This window comes from Streptosporangium sp. NBC_01469 (assembly GCF_036227305.1).
In the GTDB taxonomy this organism is placed as follows: Bacteria; Actinomycetota; Actinomycetes; order Streptosporangiales; family Streptosporangiaceae; genus Streptosporangium.
Genome location: NZ_CP109465.1, coordinates 9299473 through 9315036, shown reverse-complemented (window position 1 = coordinate 9315036; position 15564 = coordinate 9299473). Strand labels below are relative to the sequence as shown.

The following is a 15564-nucleotide window of genomic DNA, read 5'->3' as shown; positions in this document are numbered from 1 at the left end:
GAAGACGGAGCGCTCGTACGGAATTCGCAGAGAAAGGCCCGTCCATGTCCAAGTTCAACACCGCGACCAACCGGCCGGCCGTCTCCAGCCCGGTCAGGACCGAGCGCACGCCGTCCGGTCTCACCCACGAGGGCGCTCCCGGATACGCCCGCGACGCCAAGGGCGAGCTTTTCCTCCTCGCGGTGTCGAACATGGTCGGCGAGAACACCTTCTACGAGAAGGCGGGTGACCGCGACGAGCGTTTCCGCAACCTCGTCCACCGGGTCGCGGTCGAGGACGGCGAGTGGATGGCCCGTTTCCTTCCCTGGCTGCGCGGTGCGGCGAACATGCGGACCGCCCCGGTCGTCGCCGCGCTGGAGTCCGTCAGGGCACGGCTCGCCGCGGGCCTGCACGGCCTCAACCGGCAGCTGGTGGACGGCGTCCTGCAGCGCGCGGACGAGCCCGGCGAGGCCCTCGCCTACTGGACGTCCACGTACGGGCGGGCGATCCCCAAGCCGGTCAAGCGCGGGGTCGCCGACGCCGTCCGGCGCCTGTACACCGAGCGTGGCCTGCTCAAGTACGACACCGGCACCAGGGGTTTCCGCTTCGCCGACGTCATCGACCTCGTCCACCCCTCCCCGGGGGTGGACAAGGCGTGGCAGGGCGAGCTGTTCGCGCACGCCCTGGATCGCAGGCACGACCGCGACCGGCCGATCCACGACTCGCTGGCGATGCTGCGCGCCCGCGCCGGGCTGGCGGAGCTGCCGGTCGAGTCGCGACGCGCGGTCCTGGCCGACCCCGGCCGACTGCGGGCCGCGGGCATGACCTGGGAGGCACTCGCCGGATGGCTCCAGGGCCCGATGGACCGCCAGGCCTGGGAGGCGGTCATCCCGTCGATGGGCTACATGTCGCTCATCCGTAACCTGAGGAACTTCGACGAGGCGGGTGTCTCCGACGAGGTGGCCGGGCGGGTCGCCGCGAAGCTCACCGATCCCGGTGAGGTCGCCGGGTCGCGGCAGCTGCCGTTCCGGTTCTACTCCGCGTACCGCAACGCCCCGAGCACGCGCTGGGGCCACGCCCTGGACAGGGCGCTCACGCTCGCCACGGGCAACGTGCCGTCGTTCGGCGGGCGCACCCTCGTTCTCGTGGACACGTCGGCGTCGATGACCTCCGGCGCGGTCTCGGAGCGGTCGACCGTCACGCCCGTCCAGGCGGCGGCGCTGTTCGGGGTGACGCTCGCCGCTCGCGGCGAGCGGGTGGACCTGTACGGCTTCGCCGACGGCGTGTTCCGGCACGGGATGGGCCGGGGCGCGTCGGTCCTGAAGGAGATGGACCGGTTCTGCGGACGTGTCGGCGAGGTCGGCCACGGCACGCGGATCGCCGCCTCGCTCCGGCGCGTCTACCGCGGGCACGACCGGGTCGTCATCCTGTCCGACATGCAGACCATGGGCGGCCACGACGGCGCCGAGGTCACCGGCGCGGTGCCGGAGCGCGTTCCGATGTACGGCTTCAACCTGCAGGGTTACCGGCGGGCGGCGATGCCGACCGGCTCGGGAAACCGTCACGAGTTCGGCGGCTTCTCCGACGCGTCGTTCCGGCTGATCCCGCTGCTGGAGACGGGCCGCGACGCGAGCTGGCCGTTCTGACCCCGTCCGGCCGGGGCATCCGGCAGGGGTGTCCGGCCGGTACGTCCCGGCCGTTCCCGGCTGATCGGCTGACCCGCTGACCCGCTGACCCGCTGACCCGCTGACCCGCTGACCCGCTGTCGCCGGCCGGTTCCGGCCGCCGCGCCAAGGGGTGTTCCGGCCGCTACCGCGTCCCGGCCGGGCCGCTCCGGCGGGACGGTCGGATGCCGGTCGGATGCCGGCCGGGTGGGAGACCGCCCGGCCGGGTGGGTTTTGTGATCTTTACTCGTCCTTATCGCAACTGTGTTCACTTCTGTCACGCCCGTGAGCGCCCGTTTCGCAAACAAGCCGCCGACATTCTGGAATGATCGCTAGATATCCTGTCGGACATCGAGACTGACGGACAGTGACTGATGCCCCCCATCGATCAAATCACCACCTTCGCATCGGACCAGCCGGTTCTGACGGTCATCATCGGAGTGTTCGCCCTCGGCCTCCTGGTCGTGGCGTATTTCGCGCTCCGCGCGACCCAGCGCGTGGCGGTCCGCTTCTACCATCGTCATATCGCACCCCGTCCGGCGGAGGACATCCTCACCATCGTCGCCGCCAGCATCGCGACGGGTGTCTCCGCCCAGGGCATGTGGCGTTTCTCCGGTGACGTGCTCGGCTTCGACGGCCCCCTGCGGCTGCTGCTCTTCGCCTTCATCGAGGTCGCCGTCATCACCAGCGCCGTCCGGGCGCGCCGCAACATGCGGGAGAACTTCTCCGCGGGCATCGACGGCGTCGCCGTGTGGGCGCTCACCGGCCTGACCGCCGTGCTGTCGAGCATGGACGCCCGCAGCGCCGCCGAGGCCATCTTCCGGCTCGCCGCCCCCCTGGTGGCGGCGTGGCTGTGGGAGCGCGGCATGGCGATCGAACGCCACCGCATCACGGGGCGTTCTCGCATCAACTGGCGGATCACCCCGGAGCGGGCGCTGGTCCGCGTCGGGCTGGCCGAGGTCAGCGACCGTACGGCCAGCGAGGTGGACGCCCACCGCAGGCTGACCCGGGTCGCGCTGGCGGCCAAGCGCGCCCGCGCGCTCCGCGCCTCGGGCGCGTCCGACAGGAAGATGCGCGCGGCCCTCGGCAAGCTGGACCGTGCCATGGACCGGGCGGTGGAGCACAGCGGCCTGGCGGTCGACTCCGCGCGCCAGGAGGCCCTGCTCTCCCAGATCGGAGCCCTCTACAACACCTCCGCACTGATCGACCTGACCCCGCCCGTGCCGTGGGCCTCGGAACCCGAGGAGCCGCCCGCGCGCCCCGCGGTGGCCGCGGGCCCGTCGGCGCTGCGGCCTCCGATCGACGATGACGACGACGAGCTCCAGGTGCTGGACGTCCCGCCGCCGGTCGTCGACACGGCGCAGCGCGCGGCCCTGATCCGCGCCGCGCGGGAATACTGGGACAAGCAGATCGAGCGGAAGTTCGTGCCCCGCGCGGCCGACATCGCCCACGAGACCGGCGTCTCCCTGGCCACCGCCCGTGAGTACCGGGCCCTGTGGAAGCTGGAGCCCAAGGCTCACGCGCTGCTGGAGGCCGCCTTCCACGAGCACGGGATCATCGACACCGGCACCTTCCCCGCGATCGAGACCGAGCACGTCCTGACCGTGAACGGCTCCTCGTCCGGTCGCTGACCCGGTCACAGGCGTTCCGGGCCCGTGATGGCCGGAACGCCTGTGACCGGGCTCCGCGGGGGAGCCCGGTCACTCGGGAACGGTGCCTCGCCGGACCCGGGTCAGGTGCGGGTCGGACATGGAGCGGGGGCTTCGCGTCAGATGGAGATCCGGCCGGCGCCGGCACCGCCGGTCACGATCGACTTGACGCTGGAGGCGGTGTCGAGGGAGTAGGAGTAGGGGATGGAGGCCACGCTGCCGCCGGCCTGGCCGCTGCCGGAGTTGACGAAGTGGTTGTTGCGGGCGACCAGGGTGCCCGGTCCCGAGTCTCCCTCGCCGAGGTGGTACGGGTCGTCGGTGTTCTCGAAGTAGTTGCCCTCGACCAGGACGCCCGCGCCCTCGGTGGAGGCCACGCCGTAGCCGCCGACGCTCCCGTAGTAGTTGTTGTAGACGTGCACCGGGTTGCCGAAGCGCACGCGCGGGTGGCGCTGGGTGCTGCCGTCGAACCAGTTGTGGTGGTACGTCACGCGCAGGTGCCCGCGGTCCTCGCTGCCGTTGCCGTCGTCGTGGCCGAGCAGCATGGACTTGTCGTGGTTGGTGACCTTGTTCCAGGAGATGGTGACGTAGTCGCTGGCCCGCTTGACGTCCACGGCGCCGTCGTAGCCGTTGCTGAAGGTGTTGTGGTCGATCCAGACCCGGGTCGAGTACTGGACCTGGATGCCGTCGTCGTTCCAGTCGCGGAAGGACAGGTTGCGGACGATGACGTTGGACGCCTCGGAGATGTTGAATCCGCAGCCCGCGATGGTGGCGCCCGAGTTGCCGATGACCGTCTTGTCGGAGCCGACCCTGAGCATCCCGGAGCAGGAGATCGTGCCCGACACCCGGATGACGGCCGCGCCGCTCGCCGAGAGCGCGCTGGTCAGCGCGGAGGCGTTACTCACCGTGGTGGGCGAGGTGTTGCCGCCGCCGGTGGTGCCGCCGCCCTGGGTCGCCCAGCCGACGAGGCCGCCCGGGTTACCGGGGGTGGGGGTGATCGTGGGTGTGGGGCCGGGGGTGGGGGTGATGGTCGGGGTGGGCTGTGGGCCTCCGGCGGGGACGAGGCGCCACTGTTTGGTCGCGACCGAGTCGCAGGAGTTCTGCTGGACGAGGGCGCCGGAGGAGGTGGAGTTGTCCTTGGTGTTGAGACACTTGCCGCCGCCTGCGTTGACCACCCGGTAGTTGGAGCCGGACTCGGTCAGGTTCCACGTCTGGGAGGCCGCGCCGGAGCAGCTCTCCTGCTGCACAGCCTTACCCGCCGACGTGCTCGCGTCCTTGACGCCCGCGCACATCCCGCTGTGGGTGGCCCTGAGCTGGGTGCCGCTCCCGGTCACGGCCCACGTCTGCCCCGCGCCGCCGCAGCCGCTCTGGGTGAGCTGGACGCCGGCGGACGAGCCGCCACCGGGAACGGTCAGGCACAGGCCGCTGCCGTTGTTCACCAGGTTGTAGTTTCCCGCGGCGGGCGCGGCGGCGGAGGCGGCGGAGACGCCGGCCACCGTTCCCGACAGGGCGAGGGCGGCGACGGCTATGACCGCACCGGCCGCCTTCCCGTTGATTCTGTACAGCACAGTCGAGCTCCTTGCTGGTCCGGCAGGCCGGTGCGGCCTGCGTTTCGGAATCCCCCCAGCGAGCACTCGCCGTTCACATATGCGATCCGCGTACATGTGAGCGAACAATCCACAAGTTAGGTAAGCGCTTTCCAGCTGTCAAGCGGGCGGTGAAACTTTCATGACGATCACTGTCTCCCGGCCGTTCCCCGTCACGCTCGGTGGGGTCCCGGTAGCAACGGAGCGGAATCCAGCGAACCTGCCCTGACCTGTGGTGACGTGGTGTTGCGCACCGAGGCGGAAGGCGGGCCGCGGCGTCCAGCCCCTCCAGCGTCGCCTCGCGAATCGCCTCTCGCTCGGTCTCGGCCATCGCGGCGAAGAACGCGAACAGTATCCGGCCGGGCCCGGCCGGGTCGTAGATCCCGGCGAGCGGCCCGGCGAGCATCTCCAGGACCAGGCCGTGCGCGGTGAGGTGGTCGGCCGGGACGGGCCGACCGGTCCGTTCCATTACCTCTGCCTTTCCCCCCATCCCTCAGTTGGCGGTGGGCCGGTCCAGGAGATCGCCAGGTGCAGCGTTTTGACACCCTGTATAGATAACCGATATCTATTGGCTAACCGTTAGGGGATTGAGGTGCAAGACGCAGTGCTGGCGATGCTCGCCAAAGAGCCCTCGCACGGGTACGACCTGCGCGCTCGGTTACGTCAGAGTCTTGGTCCGCTAGGCGAGTCGATGAACCCCGGTCAGATCTATGTGACGTTGGCCCGGCTGGAAAAGGCGGGGCTCGTTGTCTGCGAGCGGGCGGAGGGTCTTCCCGACCGGCCGGAGCGCAAGGTCTACGCGCTGACGCCGGCCGGGCAGCAGCGGGTGGCCGCCTGGCTGGCCGAGGTGGGCTGGCCGAAACCGGACCTGGCGGAGTTCCATCTCAAGCTCGCCGCTGCCGCCGCGGCCCGGCTGGCCGACCCGGTCGAGCTGGTGGCGGCGCAGCGCCGGGAGCTGCTACGCCGCTTGCGTGAGGTGCAGCAGGCGGCGCTGGCCGAGCCGACGGGGTTGGGCGCCGGCCTGCTGCTGGAAGGGGTCGTGCTACGGCTGCAGGCGGACCTGCGCTGGCTGGATGCCTGTGAGCGGGCCTGGTCCAAGGTCGATGACGAAGCAGAGGGTGCATGAACGTGTCAAGTGCCGCGGTTCGAGCCTGCGGCCTGGTAAAGAAGCATGGTCAGGGGCAGAGCCGGGTCCGCGCGGTCGACGAGGTCGACCTGGAGGTGCCTCAGGGACAGATGCTGGCGGTGATGGGGCCCAGCGGCTGCGGGAAATCGACCCTGCTGCACCTGCTCGGTGGCCTGGAGCGGCCTACCGATGGAGAGGTTTGGATAGCCGGGCGGCGCGTCGACACGCTGAGCGAGCGAGCTCTGGCGCGCATGCGGCGCCGATCGGTGGGGTTCATCTTCCAGGCCTTCCATCTGGTGGAGGAGTTGTCGGCGGCCGAGAACGTGGAGCTGCCCGCGCTGCTGGCCGGGCGCTCGCGCCGCCAGGCCAGACGGCGCGCGAGCTTCCTGCTGGAGCGGCTCGGGCTCGCCGACCGCGCCCGGCATCTGCCGTCGCAGCTGTCGGGCGGGCAACGTCAGCGGGTCGCCATCGCCCGCGCGCTGGTCAACGAGCCGCTGGTCGTCCTGGCCGATGAGCCGACCGGCAACCTCGACACCGCGGCGACCCTCGACGTGCTGAGAATCTTCGAAGATCTGCGCTTGGTGGGGCAGACCCTCGTGATCGTCACGCACGACGAGCGGGTCGCGGCCATCGCCGACCGGCTGGTCTCGATGCGCGACGGGATGTTCGTCGACGACACCTGGCTGGCCGGCACCGACACCGGCACCGGGTGGCTCGGCGGCCTGATCGGGCTGGAGGGCTGAACGCCATGGGCCGCATAGTGCTTATCGCCCGCCTTGTGCTGGCCGACGTCCGCCGGCATACGGCTCAGGCCGCGATGCTCCTGCTCGCGGTGACCGCGGCCACCGCCACCTTGGCCCTGGGCCTGTCCCTGGGCGGGGCGACCCGGACGCTGTACGAGCAGACCCGGGCGGCCACCGCCGGGCCGGACATCGTGGCCCTCGCCCCCGAGCTGGGCACCCCGGTGACCCCGGCGCTGACCTCGCTGGTGAACGCCCCCGAGGTCGTCGCCCACAACGGTCCCTACCGCATCGTCCACGCCACCCTCACCGCGCACGGCACCACCTCCCTCGTGGTGGTGCACGGCGCCCCCGAGACACCCGGCGCGATCAACCGTCCGCTGGTGACCTCGGGCCACTGGGTCCGCCCCGGCGACGCGGTCCTCGAACGAGGCTTCGCCACCGCCCTGGGCGCCCGCGTCGGCGACCACGTCACCATCTCCGGCCGGACGTACCCCGTCGTCGGGATCGCCGTGACCGCGGCCACCTCCATCTTCCCCTGGGCGCCGCAGATCGGCCCGTACGGCGGCCCCAGCGACGGGGGCGGACTGGTCTGGCTGACCCCATCGGACGCCCGGGCGCTGGCAGCCCAGGATCTTCCGGTGACCATGGCCATGGATCTCAAGCTGCGCGACCCCGACGCCACCCAGGCCTTCATCGACGCCCCTCGGAGCTTCGTCAACAGCTCCACCACCGAGGTGACCTTCTCCAGTTGGCAGTCCAAGGCCGACCAGGACGCCGTCATGCTCAGGAACACCCAGCCGATCCTGGTCGTCGGCGGCTGGCTGCTCAGCTTCCTGGCCATCACCGGAGTGGCCGCGCTGGCCGCGGGACGCACCGCCGAGCAGACGCGCCGGGCGGGACTACTCAAGGCAGTGGGCGCCACCCCCGGCCTGATCGCCGCCGTTCTGCTCACCGAATACCTGGTCCTGGCGCTGCTGGGCGACGCGCTGGGGCTGGGGCTCGCCCGCCTGGCCGAGCCCGCCATCGCCAGCCCCACCGCCAGCCGGATCGGCGGTGTCGTCGGACCGACAGGCACCGTCATCGCCGTGACCACCGCCCTCGCCGTGGCGGTGGCGGTGCTGTCGGCCCTGCGTCCCACGCTGCGGGCCCTGCGCACCGCGACCGTCACCGCCCTGACCGTCAGCGCCCACCGGCCCCGCCACCGCCCCCGGCTGACCGCACTGTCCGCGCTGCTGCCCACCCCGCTGCTGCTCGGGTTGCGGCTGACCGCCCGGCGACCGGGCCGCGCGGTGCTGCAGGCGTGCTCCACCGCCGCCACAATGATCGCGATCACCGCCCTGCTGACCTACTACGCCCAGCCGCCCGGCTGGGGCTTCGCCCAGCACCGTGATGGCTGGGGCCCGGGTCTCTCCGGCGTGCCCGACCTGCGAGCCGATCACAACAGCCGGCTGCTGCTGGCGGTCACCGTCCTGCTGATCGCCCTCGCCACCGTGAACACCATCACGCTCACCTGGGCCACTGCCGTGGAAGCCCGGGCGAACATGGCCATCGCGCGCACCCTCGGAGCCACCCCCGGACAGATCGCCGCGGGACTGTCCACCGCCCAGCTCCTGCCCAGCCTGCCCAGCGCCATCATCGGCGTCCCTCTGGGCATCGGCCTGCTCTCGCTCTTCGCCGCCAGGAATTCGGCGGAACCCCCCTCCTCCTGGCTGCTCGGCGCCGCACTCGCGGTCCTCCTGGCGACGGCGGCACTCACCGCCCTGCCCGCACGCCTGGCGGCCCGCCGACCCGTGGCGCATACCCTCAGCGCCGAAACAGCGTGACCGGCCCCGCTCAGCAGGTGCCGGCAGCAGCGGCGCTCAGCGGACCGAGGCCCGCACAACCCCGCAGAGACCTCATCCGCCTCACCCGCGTTCGCCGACGGGCGCCCGGCCCACCGGTGTCCAGATGAATCGATTTGATCGACGGAAAGGAACCCCGATGGCATCTGACGCCGCCGGCACTCGGCGATTCATCGCGGACACCGGGGAGCCCCGCGGATGGGTGGCCCCCAGGACAGACCTGGTGACGGCGCTGCTCGGAATCTGGTTCGGGGTCGGACTGATGATCGACGCCTGGGCGCACAGCAACCTGACGGAGCTGGAGACGTTCTTCACCCCATGGCACGCGGTGTTCTACTCCGGGTTCACCGTGATCTCCGGCTGGATCATCTGGCAGGTGTGGCGCAACGTGCGCGCCGGCCGGCAGGGGCTGGCGGCCGTCCCCATCGGTTACCTCGCCGGGCTGGTGGCGATTCCCGCGTTCGCCGCCTTCGGCTTCGCCGACATGATGTGGCACACCATCCTCGGCATCGAGACGACCATTGACATCTTTTTCAGCCCGTCACACCTCGGCCTCGTCGTGACGATGATGCTCATCATCATGACACCACTGCGCTCGGCCTGGAACGCCCCCCATGTCGGCGCCCGGCCCTCGCTCGGCCGCCTGCTGCCTGCGCTGATCGGGCTCGCGTTCGCCACCACGCTGGTGTCGCTGTTCCTGTCGTACGGCGACGCCTTGCAGTACCGGCCCCAGGCAATCGTCCAGGCGTTCTCCATGGCGCAGGACTCGGGCGCCGCGCCACGAGGCGCCGGCCCCAGACCTGTCGCCGTGGGCGCCGATCGGGTGGCCGTCGCGATGGTCGTCACCAACGTCATCATGCTCAGCCCGGTGCTGCTCCTGGTGCGCCGCTGGCTGTTGCCGTTCGGCTCGGTGACCGTCATGTACACGGTCATGGCGCTCATGCCGGGCGCCCAGACGGCGTTCCGCAACCTGCCGATCCTGCTGTCGTTCGTGGCCGCCGGGGTCGTGAGCGACCTGCTGATCCGCTGGCTGCGACCGTCGGGTGAGCGGCGCGCCGCCTACTGGGCCTTCGCCGGGCTGTCTGCCTTCGTCACCTGGTCGCTGTACATCGGGATCGCCTCGGCCACCGGCGGCGACCTGCCCGCAGTGCCCGAGCTGTGGACCGGCGCGCCGATCGTCGCCGGGCTGATCGGCCTGGCGCTCGGGGCGCTGTTCCTGCCCAACGCAGCCGCTGCCGAGCCGGTCGCGCCCGGCGCCGGGCGGGCATGATCCGAGTCCTGTACCTCGCCGCCGCCCTCGTGCTGGCGATGGCCGCCCCCGCCGCGGCGCACAACGTCACAGCAGGAGCGGACCTGCGCATCGCCCAGACAATCGCCGGCGCCGAGGTGACCGTGGTGGTCAAAGGAACAACCCGGGTGCCGGGGCCGCTGCGGATCGGCGTCATCGCCTACCAGCCGGTGTCCGCGCTGCCCATCGGCATCGAGGTCCACTCGGTCGAGGACGGCCACACGACGACCGGCACCGCCCAGGCGGCGGCAAACCCGCAGTACACGCAGCTCCAGGTGGAGCGGACCGGGCCGCACGAGCTGAAACTGAGGACCGGGAACGAGACCGCCGTCATCCCGTTCCGCGTCCTCGTCGAACGCGAATCGGCCGGAGATCTCCTCATCTACGGCGGCCTGTTCGTGGCCGCGCTCCTACTGGTGGGCGGCCTGCTCACCAGGGCACCCGCCCGGCCCGGCACGGCGATGGCGCTGGCCGCGGGCGCCGCCGCCGGGGTGACGGTCGCCGCCATGGTCATCGTGTTCGCACCGCACGTACCGGCGCCCCCACCTGACGGCGCCGCACCCACCCCCACGACATCAACCGCGCAAGGGCGGCCGTACGCGCAGGTCCGCATGGATACGGTCCCAGCCCGGCCGGCGGCGGGAGAGGAGTTCACTCTGCGAGTCGATCTCATCGACGGCTCCACCGGGCGGCCCGTCGACGACCTCACCGCGCACCACGAGGCGCTCGCGCACGTGATCGTCACCAGCGAGGACGGACGCTACTTCCGCCACGTGCACCCCCTGCGCACGGCGCCCGGGCACCTGGAGGTCAGACTGAGCGCCGACCGCCCCGGCCGGTACCTGGCCCACGCCGAGCTCGAACGGGAGGACTCAGGCGGGCAACTCCTCGCCGCGGACTTCACCGTCGGAGGAACAGCCAAAACATCGCAAAAGGCCGATACGGTAACGCGGTCCGGTCAAACCGGCGCACCCGCCACACAGGTAGGCGCGACCGTCACACCGCGACTACAACCCGCCGTGCCCGTCGCGGGCCGCCCCACGACCATCGAACTGGACGCCCCCGCCGGCATCCGGGCCTGGCTCGGCATGACCGGCCACCTGCTCATACGCAGCCAGAACGGCGAATTCTTCGGCCACGTGCACGAGATGGGCGCCCCGGGATCCCGGGTGCGCTTCACCTTCGGCTTCCCCGAACCAGGCCGCTACCTCGCCTGGATCCAGTACGCCACCGCCGACCGCATCGTGACCGTACCCTTCACCGTGAACGTGACCGCCTCGGAGACCCAGTGATCACGAGGCGGCACGCGGTGGCCGCGGCCACGCTCGCGACCACGGCAGTGGCGCTGTTCGTCGTGGGCAGAAGCACGGCCGCCCAACCGGTCAACCTGACCACCACGGGCACCCGCTACGCCGCCACCATCCTCATCGCGGACCCGGCTCCCGGCCAGGTCACCGCGGAGATCAAGGTGAGCAAGGGCGACGCCGACACCGTGGCCCTGTCGGCAGTCATGGCCGAGATGGGACACTCCACACCCGAGATCTCCGCCACCGAGCGCGAGCCCGGCCGCTTCGTGGCCGTAGGCGAGCTGTTCCCGATGAGCGGCGTCTGGGAACTGTCGATTCGCCTCGACGGCCCCACGGGCGAGGAACAACTCGCCGTCAAAACGCTGATCACAGAATAGACGACGGCAGGACGATCGATACGAGCGGCCGCGTACCCGACCTCTCAGGTCAGCTAGTCGACCTCGGCGCTGCCGTTGACGCGGAGCTTGCGGCGGGCGCGGTCGTAGAAGCTCTTCGGGCCGAGCCGGACCACCCAGGCGGCGGCGCGTATCGCGGTGACGCTGAGCCCGTCCCCGCGACTCAGGTGCGCGGCGACCGCGCCGTCCACCTCCACGGCCAGCCGCCCGCTCGTCGGCAGCAGGTCGAGCACGACCCGCTCGTCGGCCGACAGCACGATGGCCCGGTTGAACGACGAGTGCGCCGCGGCGGGGACCACGAGGAATCCCTCGACCGTCGGCGAGACGATGGGACCGCCCGCGGAGAAGCTGTAGGCGGTCGACCCGGTGGGGGTCGCCACGATCACCGCGTCGGCCGCGTAGCGCACGAAGGGGTGGCCTTCCACGGTGATCGACACCGCCGACAGCCCGTCACCCGGTATCCGCACCAGGGCGATGTCGTTGAAAGCGGTCACCGCCGTGCCGTCGGGCAGGGTCGCCCGCACCGCCATGCGCGGCTCGACCGTGTAGTCGTGGTTGTCGATGGCCGACAGCGCGGGGGGCAGCTCGTCGACGTCGATCTCCGCGAGGAACCCCAGCTTGCCGAGGTTGACGCCGAGGACCGGGGTCCGCCGCCCCGAGATGAGCCGCATGGTGCGCAGCATCGTGCCGTCTCCGCCGAGACTGACGAGCAGGTCGGCGCGGTCGACCAGGGTGGCGCTGTCGACCGACACCGCGCTGCAGTCGATGCGCCCGACCTCGTCGGGCAGTCCCAGCACCGTGACGTCGCGGGCGCGGGCCCACTCCACGATCGTGTCGATGGCCACCTTCGAATCGCGCTGCGGGTGCAGAACCAGCCCCACGGTCTTGACCATCCCCATGCCCCACACTGTACGGGGCGCGTCACCGGGGTCCGTACGCCGGAATTCCGGGCGTGGCGGGGGCGAAGGGCGGATGATCAGCCCTGGCGCCGTTCCTTCATCCGTGCCTCGTGGAGGTGGCGGCGCCCGCCCGCCAGTCGCTCCCTGACCTGTCTCTCCACGCCGGTGAAGGCGCTGTGATAGCCGTCCTCGTACTCCTCCACGATCTGGAAGGTCCACCGGCCGGGGATGACGTCGAGGCCGATCAGCTCACGGGTCACCAGGTCGGCCATCTCCGGGTGGCCCGCGGCGCGCAGCAGTCCCACGGCCTCGTCGAGTTGCAGGTCGGCGTGGCCGGTCAGCTGGTGGAAGGAGTAAAGGTGCCCGCGAGCCCTCTCGGTCGTCTCCAACGCCTCGGAGAGCTTGCCCAGGGCCTCGGCGGTGGCGTCGTCGACGTCGTGGGACGGGGCTCGGGGCGAGGTGCCGGGCGAGGTCTGGGAGGAGGCCGTCTCCGGCCGTACGTCGCGGGTCACTCGATCCCCTCCTCAAGGGCGCGGCGGGCTCGGAGCGGCGCGCCGGAGCCTGATCGCTGCCGGTCGCATGCCGTCTGAGCTGTGGGAACGTGTCCTACCCCGCGCGGAGGGGGTGAATCACCGGCTCTGCCCCGCTCTTACCGCCGAGGGGAGGGGGCGCGGCCGTGGACGGAGAGGTGTTCTTAAGTGAACACACAGTTAAATGCCAGGAAAGGTGACTACCCTCCCTGGGCATGGACTGGCAGCGCAAGGCAAACGACGCCCTTGTCAGGCTTACCGGATTCCAGCTTAACCGAGTAGGGAAAGTTGGTCCACCGGCGACCGCGAGGACACCCGAGGCCGTGGAGGAGTCGTTCAGGCCGCCCGCGGACCCGAAGGTCGACCGGCTGCTGGTCGCCCCGATCTTCATCCTCTCGCCGGTGAGGTCCGGCTCCACGCTCCTGAGGGCACTGCTCAACGCCCACTCCATGCTGCACGCCCCGCACGAGCTGCACGTGCGGAGGCTCCGGGTGGACTTCGGCACCTCGCTGGCGGAGAAGGCGATGGGAGCCCTCGGGCACGACCGGGCCGACCTGGAACACCTGCTGTGGGACCGGGTGCTCCACCGCGAGCTGGTCAGGAGCGGCAAGACGTTCGTCGTGGACAAGACTCCGGCCAACGCCTTCGCGTACCGGCGCATCGCCGCGTGCTGGCCGGACGCCCGGTTCGTCTTCCTGCTGCGCCACCCGGCGTCCGTCGCGAGCTCGTGGTATGAGGCGGGCGTGGGCAAGAGGACGCCCGAGGAGGCGGCGCTCGACGCCCTGCGCTACATGAAGGCCGTGCAGCGGGCGCGGGGGGCGCTCAGCGGGTGCACCGTGCGCTACGAGGACCTGACCGCCGATCCCGAGGCCGAGGCGCGCCGCCTCTGCGACTTCCTCGGCATCCCCTGGGAGCCGGAGATGCTGGCGTACGGGGAGCAGGCCGTGCTGGAGAAGGGGCTCGGCGACTGGAAGGACAAGATCCGCTCGGGGAGTGTGCAGCCCGCGCGCGACCTGCCGGGGGAGAGGGAGATCCCCGAGTCGCTCAGGCCGATGTGCGAGCGCTGGGGATACCTGCCGCACGCCGCGGAGCCCGCGTGACGGCGCCCGGAGCGCCCGGGGCTCCCGGTGCGATGAAGATCCGCTACATGCTGCTGCACGCGTACGGCATGGGCGGCACGATCCGCACGGTGATCAACCAGGCGAACGCGATGGCCGCCGCCGGGCACGAGGTCGAGATCGTCAGCGTGGTGCGCCGGAGGGAGAGACCCCAGTTCCCGATCGACGCGCGCGTCCGCCTCCTGGCGCTGTCGGACCAGCGCGACGGCAGGCCGGCCGACTCGGTGGGGCGCAGGGCCTGGCGGCGGATCCGCGGCAAGATCGTGCCCGCGGGGGAGTTCGCGGCCTCCTACTTCACCGAGCGCGTGGAGCGGGCCGTCATCGACTACGTCTCCGCGCTCCAGGACGGCATCCTGGTCACCACCCGTCCCGCGCTGAACCTCATCTCCGCCCGGCGCACTCCCGCGAGCGTCGTCAGGGTCGCCCAGGAACACATGAACCTGGCCACCCACCCCGAGGCGGTCCGGTCGGCGATCGCCCGCCACTACGGCGGCCTGGACGCGGTGGCCGTGCTCACCGGGACCGACAGGAGGGAGTACCAGGCGCTCCTGCCCGATACACCCGTCGTACGCATCCCCAACGCGGTCGGCCCCGTGCGGCAGCCGCTCGCCTGGCAGGAGGACAGGCTCGTGGTCGCGGCCGGGCGGCTCGTCGGGCAGAAGGGCTTCGACCTGCTGATCCCCGCGTTCCGGCAGGTCGTCGACCACCACCCCGACTGGCGGCTGCGCATCTACGGCACCGGCCCGAAGAAGGACGCGCTGCGCGGGCTCCTGAAGGAGCACGGGCTGCGCGACAACGTCACCCTGATGGGACGGACCGACCGCCTCGACGAGGAGCTGGCCAAGGCCTCCTTCTACGTGCTCAGCTCGCGGTTCGAGGGGCTGCCGATGGTGATGATCGAGGCGATGACCCAGGCGCTGCCCGTCGTCGCCTTCGACTGCCCGACCGGCCCGGCCGACGTGCTCACCCCCGAGGTCGACGGGCTGCTCGTCCCTCCCCGGGACGTCGGCGCCCTGGCGGCGGCGATGATCCGGCTCATCGAGGACCGGGGGCTGCGGGAGCGGATGGGGGCCGCCGCGGCCGTCACCGCGCGCGACTACACGCCCGACGTGATCATGCCGCTCTGGGAGAACCTGTTCGCCGAGCTCCTGGGCCGCGCGCCGGAACGGGCACGCTGACCGGTTCTGTCGGACTTTCCGTTTTTTACGGGAAATATCGCTTTCGCTGTGGCCCCGTCGCGCCTTCGCGTGGAGTTGTCCCGTCGTGTCTTCACGCGGAGCCGGGGCACGCCCGAGGCGGCCGTGGATTCTCCGTGCCGTGCGACGGGGTTTCCCGCGTCGCGATGTCGTCCGCTGGGGATACGCGATGCGATGTCTGGAATGACGGATATCCCCAGCTCACAAAGCCTGTCATATGTATGGGTCACTGATATGAATAAGACA

14 protein-coding genes are annotated in these 15564 nt (G+C 71.1%); 10 read left to right on the top strand and 4 right to left on the bottom strand.

Features of this window, described 5'->3' with window-relative positions; translation table 11 throughout:
* Positions 1–44 precede the first annotated feature (44 nt).
* Together OG587_RS40520 and OG587_RS40515 are read left to right on the top strand one after the other, a co-directional pair.
* A complete protein-coding gene (locus tag OG587_RS40520; protein ID WP_329084144.1) occupies positions 45–1625 on the top strand; it encodes a TROVE domain-containing protein in 1581 nt (526 codons plus the stop codon).
* Between the two features lie 392 nt (positions 1626–2017).
* On the top strand, positions 2018–3274 hold the full coding sequence (locus OG587_RS40515; RefSeq protein ID WP_329084143.1) for a hypothetical protein: 1257 nt from the start codon (positions 2018–2020) through the stop codon (positions 3272–3274).
* Positions 3275–3411: 137 nt separating this feature from the next.
* Here OG587_RS40515 and OG587_RS40510 read toward each other — a convergent pair whose 3' ends face one another.
* The gene (locus OG587_RS40510) at positions 3412–4857 is read right to left on the bottom strand and encodes a pectate lyase family protein (protein ID WP_329084142.1); all 1446 of its coding nucleotides are present in this window, start codon (positions 4855–4857) and stop codon (positions 3412–3414) included.
* Between the two features lie 73 nt (positions 4858–4930).
* Entirely contained in the window at positions 4931–5344 is a 414-nt protein-coding gene (locus tag OG587_RS40505; RefSeq protein WP_329084141.1) for a recombinase family protein, read from the bottom strand.
* A gap of 144 nt (positions 5345–5488) precedes the next feature.
* On the opposite strand from OG587_RS40505, the gene OG587_RS40500 reads away from it, so the two are divergent.
* From OG587_RS40500 to OG587_RS40475, 6 genes are all read left to right on the top strand, one after another.
* Positions 5489–6001, top strand: coding sequence for a PadR family transcriptional regulator (locus OG587_RS40500; RefSeq protein WP_329094151.1), 513 nt, complete (start codon positions 5489–5491; stop codon positions 5999–6001).
* The gene (locus OG587_RS40495; RefSeq protein WP_329084140.1) at positions 5998–6744 is read left to right on the top strand and encodes an ABC transporter ATP-binding protein; all 747 of its coding nucleotides are present in this window, start codon (positions 5998–6000) and stop codon (positions 6742–6744) included. Before OG587_RS40500 ends, OG587_RS40495 begins: the two co-directional genes overlap by 4 nt.
* 5 nt (positions 6745–6749) lie before the next feature.
* Positions 6750–8567: an ABC transporter permease gene (locus OG587_RS40490; protein WP_329084139.1), complete on the top strand. Its 1818-nt coding sequence runs from the start codon at positions 6750–6752 to the stop codon at positions 8565–8567.
* Positions 8568–8724: 157 nt separating this feature from the next.
* On the top strand, positions 8725–9855 hold the full coding sequence (locus tag OG587_RS40485) for a hypothetical protein (RefSeq protein ID WP_329084138.1): 1131 nt from the start codon (positions 8725–8727) through the stop codon (positions 9853–9855).
* Positions 9852–11165 carry a hypothetical protein gene (locus OG587_RS40480; RefSeq protein ID WP_329084137.1) on the top strand — a complete coding sequence of 438 codons (1314 nt, stop codon included), beginning with the start codon at positions 9852–9854 and terminating at the stop codon, positions 11163–11165. Before OG587_RS40485 ends, OG587_RS40480 begins: the two co-directional genes overlap by 4 nt.
* Positions 11162–11557 carry a hypothetical protein gene (locus tag OG587_RS40475; protein WP_329084136.1) on the top strand — a complete coding sequence of 132 codons (396 nt, stop codon included), beginning with the start codon at positions 11162–11164 and terminating at the stop codon, positions 11555–11557. The genes OG587_RS40480 and OG587_RS40475 overlap by 4 nt, the downstream gene beginning before the upstream one ends.
* 53 nt (positions 11558–11610) lie before the next feature.
* On the opposite strand, the gene OG587_RS40470 is transcribed toward OG587_RS40475, so the two are convergent.
* Both OG587_RS40470 and OG587_RS40465 read right to left on the bottom strand, forming a co-directional pair.
* The gene (locus tag OG587_RS40470) at positions 11611–12474 is read right to left on the bottom strand and encodes an NAD(+)/NADH kinase (protein ID WP_329084135.1); all 864 of its coding nucleotides are present in this window, start codon (positions 12472–12474) and stop codon (positions 11611–11613) included.
* A gap of 77 nt (positions 12475–12551) precedes the next feature.
* Complete coding sequence (locus tag OG587_RS40465; RefSeq protein WP_329084134.1) at positions 12552–12986, bottom strand: hypothetical protein; 435 nt, start codon at positions 12984–12986, stop codon at positions 12552–12554.
* Positions 12987–13327: 341 nt separating this feature from the next.
* Between OG587_RS40465 and OG587_RS40460 the strand changes: the two genes are divergently transcribed.
* The gene (locus OG587_RS40460; RefSeq protein ID WP_329084133.1) at positions 13328–14104 is read left to right on the top strand and encodes a sulfotransferase family protein; all 777 of its coding nucleotides are present in this window, start codon (positions 13328–13330) and stop codon (positions 14102–14104) included.
* Complete coding sequence (locus tag OG587_RS40455) at positions 14101–15300, top strand: glycosyltransferase family 4 protein (RefSeq protein WP_329084132.1); 1200 nt, start codon at positions 14101–14103, stop codon at positions 15298–15300. The genes OG587_RS40460 and OG587_RS40455 overlap by 4 nt, the downstream gene beginning before the upstream one ends.
* Positions 15301–15564: the final 264 nt, after the last annotated feature.

What these genes read in the sequence shown, in the direction of transcription:
- OG587_RS40490 (WP_329084139.1), top strand. Translation starts at nt 6,750, where the DNA reads ATGGGCCGCATAGTGCTTATCGCCCGCCTTGTGCTGGCCGACGTCCGC.
- OG587_RS40520 (WP_329084144.1), top strand. Translation starts at nt 45, where the DNA reads ATGTCCAAGTTCAACACCGCGACCAACCGGCCGGCCGTCTCCAGCCCG.
- OG587_RS40470 (WP_329084135.1), bottom strand. Translation starts at nt 12,474, where the DNA reads ATGGGGATGGTCAAGACCGTGGGGCTGGTTCTGCACCCGCAGCGCGAT.
- OG587_RS40500 (WP_329094151.1), top strand. Translation starts at nt 5,489, where the DNA reads ATGCTCGCCAAAGAGCCCTCGCACGGGTACGACCTGCGCGCTCGGTTA.
- OG587_RS40515 (WP_329084143.1), top strand. Translation starts at nt 2,018, where the DNA reads ATGCCCCCCATCGATCAAATCACCACCTTCGCATCGGACCAGCCGGTT.
- OG587_RS40495 (WP_329084140.1), top strand. Translation starts at nt 5,998, where the DNA reads ATGAACGTGTCAAGTGCCGCGGTTCGAGCCTGCGGCCTGGTAAAGAAG.
- OG587_RS40480 (WP_329084137.1), top strand. Translation starts at nt 9,852, where the DNA reads ATGATCCGAGTCCTGTACCTCGCCGCCGCCCTCGTGCTGGCGATGGCC.
- OG587_RS40485 (WP_329084138.1), top strand. Translation starts at nt 8,725, where the DNA reads ATGGCATCTGACGCCGCCGGCACTCGGCGATTCATCGCGGACACCGGG.
- OG587_RS40505 (WP_329084141.1), bottom strand. Translation starts at nt 5,344, where the DNA reads ATGGAACGGACCGGTCGGCCCGTCCCGGCCGACCACCTCACCGCGCAC.